The organism is Micrococcus sp. HG099 (assembly GCF_024723355.1).
Taxonomy (GTDB): Bacteria; Actinomycetota; Actinomycetes; order Actinomycetales; family Micrococcaceae; genus Micrococcus; species Micrococcus endophyticus.
The window spans coordinates 1-12,220 of the sequence record NZ_JANQCJ010000069.1; the positions used below are offsets into that span (position 1 = coordinate 1).

11 protein-coding genes and 2 tRNA genes are annotated in these 12,220 nt (G+C 72.7%); 4 read left to right on the plus strand and 9 right to left on the minus strand.

The window, feature by feature from the left end; all coding sequences use genetic code 11:
* Positions 1–247: hypothetical protein (locus tag NWP10_RS07365; protein WP_258300403.1), on the plus strand; the 247-nt coding region annotated here is incomplete at its 5' end.
* A 326-nt stretch (positions 248–573) separates the two neighbouring features.
* On the opposite strand, the gene NWP10_RS07370 is transcribed toward NWP10_RS07365, so the two are convergent.
* From NWP10_RS07370 to NWP10_RS07400, 7 genes are all read right to left on the minus strand, one after another.
* Positions 574–1,188: a DsbA family protein gene (locus NWP10_RS07370; protein ID WP_017488707.1), complete on the minus strand. Its 615-nt coding sequence runs from the start codon at positions 1,186–1,188 to the stop codon at positions 574–576.
* A 49-nt stretch (positions 1,189–1,237) separates the two neighbouring features.
* Positions 1,238–2,536 carry an ATP-dependent Clp protease ATP-binding subunit ClpX gene (gene clpX, locus NWP10_RS07375; RefSeq protein WP_017488706.1) on the minus strand — a complete coding sequence of 433 codons (1,299 nt, stop codon included), beginning with the start codon at positions 2,534–2,536 and terminating at the stop codon, positions 1,238–1,240.
* A gap of 181 nt (positions 2,537–2,717) precedes the next feature.
* A complete protein-coding gene (locus tag NWP10_RS07380) occupies positions 2,718–3,383 on the minus strand; it encodes an ATP-dependent Clp protease proteolytic subunit (RefSeq protein ID WP_017488705.1) in 666 nt (221 codons plus the stop codon).
* Between the two features lie 40 nt (positions 3,384–3,423).
* On the minus strand, positions 3,424–4,038 hold the full coding sequence (locus tag NWP10_RS07385) for a ClpP family protease (RefSeq protein WP_184171349.1): 615 nt from the start codon (positions 4,036–4,038) through the stop codon (positions 3,424–3,426).
* A 244-nt stretch (positions 4,039–4,282) separates the two neighbouring features.
* Positions 4,283–5,740 carry a trigger factor gene (tig, locus tag NWP10_RS07390; protein ID WP_258300404.1) on the minus strand — a complete coding sequence of 486 codons (1,458 nt, stop codon included), beginning with the start codon at positions 5,738–5,740 and terminating at the stop codon, positions 4,283–4,285.
* Positions 5,741–5,785: 45 nt separating this feature from the next.
* A tRNA-Pro gene (locus NWP10_RS07395) sits at positions 5,786–5,859 on the minus strand.
* Between the two features lie 81 nt (positions 5,860–5,940).
* On the minus strand, positions 5,941–6,867 hold the full coding sequence (locus NWP10_RS07400) for an SDR family NAD(P)-dependent oxidoreductase (RefSeq protein ID WP_258300405.1): 927 nt from the start codon (positions 6,865–6,867) through the stop codon (positions 5,941–5,943).
* A 78-nt stretch (positions 6,868–6,945) separates the two neighbouring features.
* Between NWP10_RS07400 and NWP10_RS07405 the strand changes: the two genes are divergently transcribed.
* Positions 6,946–7,019: transfer RNA gene (locus NWP10_RS07405), tRNA-Gly, on the plus strand.
* 216 nt (positions 7,020–7,235) lie between these two features.
* Here NWP10_RS07405 and NWP10_RS07410 read toward each other — a convergent pair.
* Positions 7,236–8,147 (minus strand): Fpg/Nei family DNA glycosylase, encoded by a 912-nt coding sequence (locus NWP10_RS07410; RefSeq protein ID WP_258300406.1) that lies wholly within the window; start codon positions 8,145–8,147, stop codon positions 7,236–7,238.
* A complete protein-coding gene (locus NWP10_RS07415) occupies positions 8,148–8,621 on the minus strand; it encodes a ribose-5-phosphate isomerase (protein WP_184171356.1) in 474 nt (157 codons plus the stop codon).
* Positions 8,622–8,847: 226 nt separating this feature from the next.
* On the opposite strand from NWP10_RS07415, the gene pepN reads away from it, so the two are divergent.
* Both pepN and NWP10_RS07425 read left to right on the plus strand, forming a co-directional pair.
* Positions 8,848–11,487 (plus strand): aminopeptidase N, encoded by a 2,640-nt coding sequence (pepN, locus tag NWP10_RS07420; protein WP_258300407.1) that lies wholly within the window; start codon positions 8,848–8,850, stop codon positions 11,485–11,487.
* A 97-nt stretch (positions 11,488–11,584) separates the two neighbouring features.
* Positions 11,585–12,220: OsmC family protein (locus NWP10_RS07425; RefSeq protein WP_309137712.1), on the plus strand; the 636-nt coding region annotated here is incomplete at its 3' end.

Sequence of the window (12,220 nt, forward strand, 5' to 3'; positions counted from 1 at the left end):
AGGCGGCGCCTGGACAGTGGGGTCCGGGGTGGCCGAGCTGGCCGTCGCCGGCATGCTGGCGGCGCCCCGAACCCGCCGGGCCGGCGGCCGCGCGGCCCAGGCGCTGTTCCTGGGCGTGTGGCCGGGCAACGCGTGGATGGCCTGGCGCTGGCGTGGCCGCTCCTGGCCGTGGCGCGCCCTCGCGCTCGGCCGGCTCCCCCTGCAGGTGCCGATGATCCGCGCCGCTGGTCGCATCGCGCGGGGCTGAGGAGCAGACGTTCCGCTGACTCCGTGGACGGCAGGTGTGGCCACCTCCAACCGAAGGTGCTTGTGTGACACGCATCACCGAGGGGAGGGAAAGCACCATGACCACCACACCGACGGCACACCGCCCTCTTCGAGCCCGCATGGGCGCCTTCTTAGCCGCTGAGAGGGCACGTTCTACGCCTCTCGGTGAGCCGATGGACGACGACCGGTGCTGACGGGACGCCGAGGACCGGACCCCGGCAGGCCCGGACACGACGACGGCCGCGCACCCCACGGGGGGGGTGTGCGGCCGTCGTCGTGTGCGGGCCCCGCAGGCGGGGCGGAGGCTCAGTCGAACTGCGGGTCGGTGGTGCGGGCGCGCTTGATCTCGTAGAAGTACGGGTACTCGGCCAGGGCCACGGCGCCGTCGAAGATGCGCCCGGCCTCCTCGCCGCGCGGGATGCGGGTGAGCACCGGGCCGAAGAACGCGGTGCCGTTGAAGGACACCACCGGGGTGCCGACATCGTTGCCCACGAGCTCCTCGGCGGCCCGCTGCTTCTCGCGCAGGCGCTCGTCCTCGGCGTCAGTCTCGGTGGCCGCGAGGATGGGGGCCGGGTCCAGGCCGAGGTCCTCGGCGGCGCCGGTAAGGGCCGCCTCGTAGTCCTTCTGGCCCTCGTTGTGGATGCGGGTGCCCAGGGCGGTGTACCACTCGGCCAGGCGCTCGGGGTGCTCGGCGCCCACGTGCTGGGTGCCGCGGCCGGGGATCAGGCCGCGGTCGGTGGAGCGGCGGTAGTCCTCGGGCAGGTCACGGCCCTCGTTGAGCATGTACAGGGACATCTGGTGGAACTTCACCTGGATGTCCCGGACCTTCTCCACCTCCAGGATCCACCGGGAGGTGATCCAGGCGAAGGGGCAGGTGGGGTCGAAGTAGAAGTCGACGACGGGCTGGGTGTTCTCGCTCATGCCTGGGCCAACCGGGCCGGCGGCCCGGGCATTCCCGGCGGGCGGCCCGTCAGGCGCTGCGGCCGCGGCGGCGGCGCTCGACCTCGGCGGGGATCAGCACGGGCTCGGCCTCGCCGCGCACCGCCTCGCCGGAGATGACGACGGTGCCGACGTCCGTGCGCGAGGGCAGTTCGAACATGACCGGCTTCAGGACGTCCTCCATGATGGAGCGCAGCCCGCGGGCGCCGGTGCCCCGGGCCTCGGCCAGCTCCACGACGGCGTCCAGGGCCTCCGGCTCGAACTCCAGCTCCACGCCGTCCATGAGGAACAGCTTCTGGTACTGCTTCAGCAGGGCGTTGTTCGGCTCGGTGAGCACCCGCACGAGCTGCTCGTGGGTGAGGTCCTCCACGGTGGTGATCACGGGCAGGCGGCCGATGAACTCGGGAATGAGGCCGAACTTGAGCAGGTCCTCGGGGCGCACGTCCGCGTAGGAGACCTCGCCGGCGCCCAGGTGGTTGAGCGGGGCGCCGAAGCCGATGCCCTTGCGGCCGGCCCGGGAGCCGATGATCTCGTCCAGGCCCGCGAAGGCGCCGGCCACGATGAACAGCACGTTGGACGTGTCGATCTGCAGGAACTCCTGGTGCGGGTGCTTGCGCCCGCCCTGCGGCGGCACGGAGGCGACCGTGCCCTCGAGGATCTTCAGCAGCGCCTGCTGCACGCCCTCTCCGGAGACGTCCCGGGTGATGGAGGGGTTCTCGGACTTGCGGGAGATCTTGTCGATCTCGTCGATGTAGATGATCCCCTGCTCGGCCTTCTTGACGTCGTAGTCCGCGGCCTGGATCAGCTTGAGGAGGATGTTCTCCACGTCCTCGCCCACGTAGCCGGCCTCGGTGAGGCTCGTGGCGTCCGCGACCGCGAAGGGCACGTTCAGGCGGCGGGCCAGGGTCTGCGCGAGGTAGGTCTTGCCGGAGCCGGTGGGGCCCACCATGAGGATGTTGGACTTGCCCACCTCGACGTCCGCGAGGTCGTCCCGCTCGGTGAGCCGGTCCGCGAGGTCTCCCCCGCGCCCCTGTGGCCCCCGCACGCGCTTGTAGTGGTTGTAGACGGCCACGGCGAGGGAGCGCTTGGCGACCTCCTGGCCGATCACGTAGCCCTCGAGGTGGTCGAAGATCTCCTGCGGCGTGGGCAGGACCATCTCGTCCGAGTCCGCCGCCTCTCCGAGCTCCTCCTCGATGATCTCGTTGCAGAGCTCGATGCACTCGTCGCAGATGTACACGCCCGGCCCGGCGATGAGCTTGCGCACCTGCTTCTGGCTCTTCCCGCAGAACGAGCACTTGAGCAGGTCAGCGCTCTCTCCGATACGCGCCATGATGGGGGTCTCCTCGAGGGCAGGGGCGGGGACGTGCGCCCCGATGCGGGGGACGTCGCTGACAGATCCCGTCCAGCATACGGGCGCGGGCGGACACGTTAAGGGACCGGGTCCCGGAGAGTCCGCGAGGGGCCCGGCCGCGACGCGCGCGACGGGGCCCCTCGGACGGGAGCGGCGGGGATCAGCCCGCGGGGCGGGTGATCTTGCGGGAGGCCAGGACCTCGTCCACGAGGCCGTACTCGAGGGCCTGCTCGGCCGAGAGGAACTTGTCCCGGTCGATGTCCCGGGAGACCTCCTCCGGGGTGCGGTCCGTGAGCGAGGCCAGCGTCTCCTCCATCCACACGCGCATCCGGTTGATCTCCTGGGCGTGGATCTCCAGGTCCGTGGCGGTGCCGCGGTCGCCCTGCATGGCGGGCTGGTGGATCAGCACGCGCGCGTTGGGCAGCGCGAGGCGCTTGCCGGGGGCGCCGGCGGCCAGCAGGACCGCCGCGGCGGAGGCCGCCTGGCCCAGGCACACGGTCTGCACCTCGGGACGGATGAACTGCATCGTGTCGTAGATGGCCGTCATGGCGGTGAAGGAGCCGCCCGGCGAGTTGATGTAGAGCGTGATGTCGCGCTCGGAGTCCATGGCCTCCAGCACGAGCAGCTGCGCCATGACGTCGTCCGCGGACGCGTCGTCCACCTGGGAGCCGAGGAACACGATGCGGTCCTCGAACAGCTTGGCGTAGGGGTCCTGGCGCTTGAAGCCGTAGGGGGTGCGCTCCTCGAACTGCGGGAGGATGTAGCGCGCGTCGGGCGTCGGCATGCTGGGGGTCCCGGTGGGGAGCCCGGCGGGGAACTGGGTCATTCTTGGTCTCCTCGAGAGTCTCTGGGCGGTCCGGGCGGGCTCAGCCCTGGACGCCGCCGCCGCCGGTCACGGACGCGGCGCGGTCGGCGATGTGGTCGATGAAGCCGTACTCGAGGGCCTCCTTCGCGGTGAACCACTTGTCCCGCGCGTTGTCCTCGAGGATGGTCTCCACGGACTGGCCGGTCTGCTCGGCGGTCAGCTCCGCCATGACCTGCTTCATGTGCAGGATGAGCTGGGCCTGGATGCGGATGTCCGACTCGGTGCCGCCGATGCCGCCCGAGGGCTGGTGCATCAGGACGCGGGCGTGGGGGGTGGCGTAGCGCTTGCCCTTGGTGCCGGAGGCCAGCAGGAACTGGCCCATGGAGGCGGCGAGGCCGGTGGCCACGGTGACCACGTCGTTCGGGATGTACTGCATCGTGTCGTAGATCGCCATGCCCGCGGTGACGGAGCCGCCCGGGGAGTTGATGTACAGGTAGATGTCCTTCTCGGGGTCCTCGGCCGAGAGCAGGAGCAGCTGCGAGCAGATCGCGTTGGCGTTGTCGTCGCGGACGTCCTCGCCGAGCCAGACGATGCGGGACTTCAGCAGCTGGGTGTAGAGGAAATCCTCGCGCTGCGCCGGGTCCACCGAACGCATGCTGGGGGTGATGTCGGTCATCACTTCCGCCTTCCTGTCGAGATGTCCACGGGCCTGTCGGCCGGCCGCGGCTCGCGCGGGCGGACGGGTCCCTGATCGAGTCCGAGACTAGTCGGGCGCCCCGGCGCTCGGGCGAGCGCCGGCGTCGTTTCGCTGTTGGCGCAGGTTGGCGGGGCGCCCGTCCCGGGGACGACGACGGCGCCCCCGGCTCTCGGACCGGGGGCGCCGTCGTCGTGGTCGGCGGGGTGCTCCACCGCCGGGCGGATCAGGCCTGCTCCGCCGCCTCGGCCTCGTCGGCCTTCTCCTCGGCCTTCTTCTTGGCCGGGGCCTTCTTGGCGGCCGGCTTCTTGGCGGCGGCCTTCTTGGCCGGCTTCTCCTCGGCCTCGGCCGGGTCGGCGCCCTCGGCCTCGGCGTCGAGGGCCTCCTGGCCGCCCGGGGTCACGAAGGCCTTGAGGTCCACGGCCTTGCCGTCGGTGTCGGTGACCTCGGCGAACTCGAGGACCTTGGCGAGCGCCTTGCGGCGGCGGACCTCGCCCATGATCATCGGGATCTGGCCGCCCTGGTCGAGCATCATGGCGAACTGGTTCGGGTCCATGCCGTACTCGGAGGAGGTGGCGATGATGTACTCGATCAGCTCGCCCTGGTCGACGGTGACCTCCTCGGCCTCGGCGACCTCGTCCAGGATGACCTCGTTGGCGAACGCCTCGCGGGTGTTGGCCTCGAGCTCGGCGCGGTGCTCCGGGGTGTCGTGGTCGTCCCCCGCGGCGTGGCCGCCGGCGGAGAAGTGCTGCTCGACCTGCTCGGTGATCACGCCGTCCGGCACGGGCACCTCGACCAGCTTGGCGAGCTCGGCGAGCACCTTGTCGCGGGCCTCGACGCCCTGGCGGTTGACGGCGTCCTCGGCGGCCTGCTTCTTCAGGTCCTCCTTGAGCTCGTCGATGGTGTCGAACTCGGAGGCCAGCTGGGCGAACTCGTCGTCGGCCTCGGGCAGCTCGCGCTCCTTGACGGCGGTCAGCTCGAGCTTGACCACGGCGGTCTTGCCGTCGTGCTCGCCGCCGTTGAGGGTGGACTCGAAGGTGGCGTCCTCGCCGGCGGAGAGGCCGTCGAGGGCCTCGTCGATGCCCTCGAGCATGGTGCCGGCACCGACCTGGTAGGACAGGCCCTCGGCCTGGTCCACCTGCTCGCCGTCCACGGAGGCGGTGAGGTTCATGGTGACGAAGTCGTCCTGGGCGGCCGGGCGGTCCACGTCCTTGAGCGAGCCGAAGCGGGAGCGCAGGGCGTCGAGGGCCTTCTGCTCGTCCTCCTCGGTGGCCTTCGCCGGCTCCACGGTGACCTTGAGGCCCTTGTAGTCGGGCAGCTCGATGGTGGGGCGCACGTCGAACTCGGCGGTGAAGACGACCGGGCCCTCGGCGTTCTCGGAGTCCGGGGTGGCGGTCACGTCCACCTCGGGGCGGGAGATGGGGGTGAGCCCGGCCTCGGAGATGGCGGCGGAGAACCAGGTGTTCAGGCCCTCGTTGACGGCCTGGTCCACCACGGCCTCGCGGCCGAAGCGCTGCTCGATCAGGCGCGCGGGGATCTTGCCCTTGCGGAAGCCGGGGATCTGCACCTGGTTGGCGATGTCCTTGTACGCCTTGTCCAGGGACGGCTTCACCTCCTCGAACGGCACCTCGACGTTCAGCTTGACGCGGGTCGGGCTGAGGTTCTCTGCGGTGGACTTGACCACGGATGGCTCCTGTTGCTGCTGGTGGGTTGATGTCTTGACGTCGAGTCGGGGTGACAGGATTTGAACCTGCGGCCTCACGCTCCCAAAGCGCGCGCTCTACCAAGCTGAGCTACACCCCGCGGTCGTCCCCGACGCCGGCGGGGTGCGCGGTGGATGCTCGCGGGCACCCGAGGCACTGCCCGAGGGCAGACTGTGGAATCCTAGCGCGCCGTCCCGTCGGGCGCGAAAACTCGCGGGTCGGGGGCGGGCACGTCGACGGCGGGTCGGCGGCCCGTGAACCCGTCCATCGTGTCGTTCACGCCCATCAGGTCCATCGCCCAGTCGAAGGCGGGGGTCGGCAGGGCGCGCAGCGGCGCGAGGAGTCCGACGGCGCGGGGCAGCGGCAGGCGGGTGCGGCCGGCCTCGACGGCGTCCAGCACCTGCTCGGCGACCTCCTCCTGCTGCAGCACGGGCAGCAGCCATGGGATGCGGGAGCGCACGCCGTCGAACATCCCGGTGTCGATGTAGAAGGGGCACACGGCCAGGGCGGTGACGGCGCTGCCGTCCTTGCGCAGCTCGGCGGAGAGGGACTCCGCGAAGCCGACGGCGGCGTGCTTGGTGGCGGAGTAGTCCGTCTGGCGGGCGACCCCCACGAGGCCCGCGGCCGAGGCGATCACGACGACGGCGCCGCGGTCCCGGGCCTTCATGCCCGGCAGCACGGCGCGGGTCAGCCAGTAGGGGGCGAGCGCGTTGACCTCGAAGGTGCGGCGGATGCCCTCCTCCGTGGCGTCCTCGAGCCGGGCGCCGGTGACGACCCCCGCGTTGTTCACTGCCACGTCCACCGCCCCGGCGCGGGCGGCCGCCGCCTCGACGGCGACGGCGTCCGTGACGTCCACGCGCTCCGCGACGGCGTCCGCGTCCAGGGCGCGGGCCTCGGCGGCGACGGTCTCGGCGGCGGACAGGTCCAGGTCCCAGACGACCACGCGGGCGGCGCCCCGGCGGGCGGCGCCGAGGGCCATGAGCCGGCCGATGCCGGAGGCCCCGCCGGTGATCAGCACGGTGCTCCCCCGCAGCGGCAGCCGACGGCGGCGCGGGAGGGCCTCGGCGAGGGCGCGGAGGGCGGGGCGCGGCGTCCTCGAGCGGGACATGGGTCCTCCTGGTCCACGGCCGGCGGGAGGCGCCGTGGTAGTGTGTCAGCCGCTGGTCCGCGCCGTGCGCGGGCCTGCGGGGATGTAGCTCAATGGTAGAGCCCCAGTCTTCCAAACTGGCTACGCGGGTTCGATTCCCGTCATCCCCTCCACCGTCCGGAGCCGGGTCGTCGCCGAGAGAGCGACGGCCCGGCTCTCGGCTTTCCCGGGGGTCGTCACGCCGGCGCCGGCCCCGGCCCCCGCACTGCGCCGGAGCCGTTCAGATCGACGGAAACGGCCCGGATCGACGGCCGTTCCATCGATCCGGGCCGTTTCCGTCGATCCGCCGGGTGGGGGGCTCCGACCCGGCACGCCGGCACCTCCGCGCGTCAGCGCTGGCAGACCGTGCAGCGGTACAGCTTGCGGGCGGCCATCTCCTCCACCACGATCGCGTCCTGCCCGCACACCAGGCAGGGGCTCCCCTGCCGCTGGTACACGTAGTTCGCGTGCTCGGGCCACGCCTGCTCGGCGGGCACGCCGGGGCGGTGCTCGGGCCGTGTCGTCACGATCCGCCCCAGGCGCACGCCCTCCCGCATCAGCTCCGCGTTGTCCGACCAGAGCCGCCGGAGCACCTCGCGCGGCACGGCGTTCGACGGACGCCACGGGTCCAGCCCGGCGCGGAACAGCGCCTCGGCGCGGAAGATGTTGCCGATCCCGCCGACGGCGGCCTGGTCCATGAGGACCGCGCCGATCGGCCGGCGTGTGCGGCCGGCGAGGTCCAGGAAGGGCGCGGGGTCGTCGTCGTTGAGCGGGTCCGGGCCCAGCTTCGCGACGACGTCGCCCGCCTCCGCCGGCGTGAGCAGTCGGCACGTGCTCGCCCCGATCAGGTCCGCCCAACCGTGCTCGGCGCGCACGCGCAGCCGCACGGTGGGGACCGGCGGCGGCGGGAGCACCCAGCCGTCGTCATCCCGGTCGGGCTCGGCGGCCGCGGCGCCGTCGGCGTGGACCTCGCGCTCCCCGATCCGGCGGGGCGCGCCGATCGAGGAGGCGGCGTCGAACCGCTCGTCGCCGCCGAAGCTCCAGGCCCCGTACATGCCCAGGTGCACGTTGAGCACGTGCCCGTCCGCGAGGTCGGCGAAGAAGTGCTTGCCGTGCGCGCGGGCGGCCTCGAGGACCTGCCCGTCCATGCGCGCGGCGCCCTCGGTGAAGCGCCCCTGCGGACTCGTGGTGCGGATCCGGCGGCCGCCGAAGACGTCGGTGAACTGGCGCGCGAGACGGTGGACGGAGTGGCCCTCAGGCACTCACATCAGCACCTCTCCGGTGGTCTCGTAGTGTGCGATCTTCCCGATGCGGCGCACGTGGCGCTCGTCCCGGGAGAACGGTTCGGCCAGGAACGCCTCGATGAGCTCGGTGGCCTCCTCGAGCGAGTGCTGGCGGCCGCCGACGGCGACGACGTTGGCGTCGTTGTGCTCGCGCGCCAGCTTGGCCGTGTCCAGGTTCCAGGCCAGGGCGGCGCGGACGCCGGCCACCTTGTTCGCGGCGATCTGCTCGCCGTTGCCGGAGCCGCCGAGCACGATGCCCAGCGAGTCCAGGCCCTTCTCCCGGTCCGCCACCACGGCGCGGGCGGCGTTGATGCAGAAGCCCGGGTAGTCGTCCAGCGCGTCGTACTCCTCGGGGCCGTGGTCCACCATCTCGTAGCCCTTCCCGCGCAGGTGCTCGACGAGGTGGGCGGACAGCTCCATGCCGGCGTGGTCGGTGGCGATGTGGACGCGCATGCTTCAGGCTCCTGTTCGGCGGGGTCGGCGGGACGCCCCCATCGTACTGACGGCGCAGGCGCCGGCACCGACGCAGCCCCGCCGGGCTCCGCGTCGCGCCGGGCGCGTCCGCCGCCTGTGACACCATGGGCGGGCGACGTGAGCCGGGGCACACCCGCCCCGCGCCGTCGTCGTGCAGCCCCGCCGTCCGCGGGGCCCGTCCCCCGCCGATCCCCCTGGAGGTTCCGTGAGCTCGTCCGCCCGCCTGAACATCACCCGCGAGGAGGCCGCCCAGCGCGCCGCCGCCCTCACCGTGGACGCGTACGAGGTGAGCCTGGACCTCACCCACGGGCCGGAGCGCTTCCGGACCGCCTCCACCGTGACCTTCGCGGCGTCCGAGGACGCGGTGGGCACGCACACGTGGATCGACTTCGTGGCCTCGCAGGCCCCCGAGGTCACCCTCAACGGCGAGCGCGTGGCGGTCGAGGACTACGACGGCGCCCGCCTGCCCATCGGCCCCCTGGCCGCCCAGAACACCCTCGTGGTGGAGGGCCTCGGCGACTACAGCAACACCGGCGAGGGCCTGCACCGCTTCGTGGACCCGGTGGACCAGGAGGTCTACCTCTACACCCAGTTCGAGGTGCCGGACTCCCGCCGCATGTTCGCCGTGTTCGAGCAGCCCGACCTCAAGGCCGCGTTCCGCTTCACCGTCACCGCCCCCGCCCATTGGGCCGTGGTCTCCAACCAGCCGGAGGCCTCGCGCCGCGGCCTCGGCGTGGTGGAGAACGAGGACCAGCTCTCCGGCGTGGACGCCGCCGTCTGGGAGTTCGTGCCCACCCCGCGCATCTCCTCCTACATCACGGCCCTCGTGGCCGGCCCGTACGCCGCCGTGCACTCGGAGCTGACCAGCGCGGACGGCCGCACCATCCCGCTGGGCGTCTACTGCCGCGCCTCCCTCGTGGAGCACCTGGACGCGGACAACGTGTTCGAGCTGACCCGCCAGGGCTTCGAGTTCTTCGAGGCCCAGTACGGCCACCCCTACCCGTTCGAGAAGTACGACCAGCTGTTCGTGCCGGAGTTCAACGCCGGCGCCATGGAGAACGCCGGATGCGTGACCTTCCTCGAGTCCTACGTCTTCCGCGGCACCGTGCCCGAGGCGATGGTGGAGCGCCGCGCCATCACGATCCTCCACGAGCTGGCCCACATGTGGTTCGGCGACCTCGTGACCATGCGCTGGTGGAACGACCTGTGGCTCAACGAGTCCTTCGCCGAGTTCATGTCCACGCTCGCCGCCGCCGAGAACACCCGGTACACCGGCTCCTGGACCACGTTCTCCTCCATGGAGAAGAACTGGGCCTACCGCCAGGACCAGCTCTCCTCCACGCACCCCATCAAGGCGCAGATCCGCGACCTCGACGACGTGCTCGTGAACTTCGACGGCATCACCTACGCGAAGGGCGCCTCCGTGCTGCGCCAGCTCGTGGCGTGGGTGGGCCAGGAGAACTTCATGGCCGGCGTGCGCGCGTACATCGCCAAGCACGCCTGGTCGAACACCGAGCTGCCGGACCTGATGTCGGAGCTCGAGGCCGCCTCCGGCCGGGACCTGTCCGAGTGGACCCGCGTGTGGCTCGAGACCTCCGGCGTGAACACCCTCCGCACCGAGGTGGAGACGGACGAGGCCGGCGTCATCACCGCCCTGCGCCTGCGCCAGAGCGCCCCGGACGGCTCCCCGTCCGCCCCCGGCGACGCCGTGCTGCGCCCGCACCGCCTCGCGGTCGGCTTCTACGACGTCGACGAGGCCACGGGCCGCCTGACCCGCACCGAGCGCTTCGAACTCGACGTGGCCGGCGAGGTGACCGAGGTCGCCGAGGCCGCCGGCCGCCGTCGTCCCGCCCTGATCCTTCCCAACGACGACGACCTGGCCTACGCCAAGCTCCGCCTCGACGACGCCTCGTGGGAGGCCGCCTCCACGCGCCTCAAGGACGTGGACTCCTCGCTGGCCCGCACCCTGCTGTGGGGCGCCGCGTGGGACGCCGTGCGCGACGGCGAGGCCTCGGCCGCGTGGTTCGCGGACCTGATCCTGGCCAACATCGGCCACGAGCAGGACTCGTCCGTGGTGCAGACCCTGCTGCGCCAGCTCGCCACGTCCCTCGGCCAGTACCTGCCCGAGGAGCAGTCGACGGCGGCCCGCGCGGCCGTGGCCGACCGCCTGTGGGGCCTCGTGGCGGGCGCCGAGGACGGCTCGGACAGCCAGCTGCAGTTCGTGAAGGCGTTCGCCCTCCACGCCCGCACCGCCGCCCAGCTGGACCGCCTGGCCGGCGTCGTGGACGGCACGCACACCGTGCCCGGCCTCGACCTGACCACGGACCTGCGCTGGGAGCTGCTCACCGCGCTCGTGGCGGCCGGCCGCGCCGGGGAGGCGGAGATCGCCGCCGCCGAGCGCGAGGACGCCACCGCCACCGGCGCCCTGGCCGCCATCCAGGCCCGCGCCGCCGTGCCCACGGCCGAGGCCAAGCAGGCGGCCTGGGACCGCGTCATGGCCGGGGAGCTGTCCAACACGGAGCAGCGCCAGGCCCTGATCGGCTTCGCCCGCGCGCACGAGCCCGCCCTGCTGGCCCCGTTCGCGGACGCCTACTTCGAGGGCGTCGAGGCCATGTGGGACTCGCGCTCGCACGAGATGGCCGAGACCGCGGCCGTGCTCGGCTACCCGGCCGCGCAGGTGAGCGAGGAGACGGCGCAGCGCGCCACCGCGCTCTCCGAGAAGACGGCGGGCACCCGCGCCGGCCTGTCCCGCGTGCTGGCCGAGGGCCGCGACGAGACCGTCCGCGCCCTGGCCGCCCGCGAGCACGCCGCCGCACACGTGCACGAGGTGTCGGCGAGCGCCTGAGCGCGCCGCCCGCGGTGCTGAACGCAGTGCACGGGGCCGGGTCCCTCTCGGGGTCCGGCCCCGTGCCGTGTCCGCCGGCGGCACTAGGGTGGGGCCCATGAAGCACACCTTCGCCCTGCGCACCGAGTGGACCGGCAACCGCGGCACCGGCACCTCCGGAGTCCGCGAGTACGACCGCTCCGTGGTGATCCAGGACGCCGCCGTCGGCGAGATCCACGCCTCGGCCGCCCGTCCCTTCCGCGGCGACGACTCGAAGTGGAACCCCGAGACCCTTCTGCTCGGCGCGCTCGCCGAGTGCCATGTGCTCTCCTATCTGCATGTCGCCGCGACCAGCGGTCTCGTGGTCACCGGGATGGCGTGCGCGGCGGAGGGCGTGCTGGAGGTGGACGGGGACGGCGCGGGCCGGTTCGCGGCCGTGACGCTGCGCCCTGAGGTCGCTCTGCAGGACGAGGCGGACCGCGAGCGCGCGGACGCCCTGCACGCCGAGGCGCACCGGCTGTGCTTCATCGCGAACTCGCTCTCGGCCCCCGTGTCGGTGGAGCCGGCGGTCGCCGGCTCCGGCTCGGCGGCGTCGGGCGGGCCGGCGCTGCCGGACCATTCCTCGCGGCTCGGCGCGCCCCTGGCGGTGCTGCGCCCGCGCGTCGCCAAGCGTCCCTCGCAGGTGACGGGGCTGGCGGAGCGGCCCACGGAGGTGGAGCCCGTGATGAAGGCGGGCGCCCCCGCGCCCGTGGAC

Bases quoted from the DNA above. Each gene is read 5' to 3' on its own strand.
- clpX (WP_017488706.1), bottom strand. From the start codon at position 2,536: ATGGCGCGTATCGGAGAGAGCGCTGACCTGCTCAAGTGCTCGTTCTGC.
- NWP10_RS07415 (WP_184171356.1), bottom strand. From the start codon at position 8,621: ATGCGCGTCCACATCGCCACCGACCACGCCGGCATGGAGCTGTCCGCC.
- NWP10_RS07380 (WP_017488705.1), bottom strand. From the start codon at position 3,383: ATGACCCAGTTCCCCGCCGGGCTCCCCACCGGGACCCCCAGCATGCCG.
- NWP10_RS07370 (WP_017488707.1), bottom strand. From the start codon at position 1,188: ATGAGCGAGAACACCCAGCCCGTCGTCGACTTCTACTTCGACCCCACC.
- NWP10_RS07400 (WP_258300405.1), bottom strand. From the start codon at position 6,867: ATGTCCCGCTCGAGGACGCCGCGCCCCGCCCTCCGCGCCCTCGCCGAG.
- NWP10_RS07385 (WP_184171349.1), bottom strand. From the start codon at position 4,038: ATGACCGACATCACCCCCAGCATGCGTTCGGTGGACCCGGCGCAGCGC.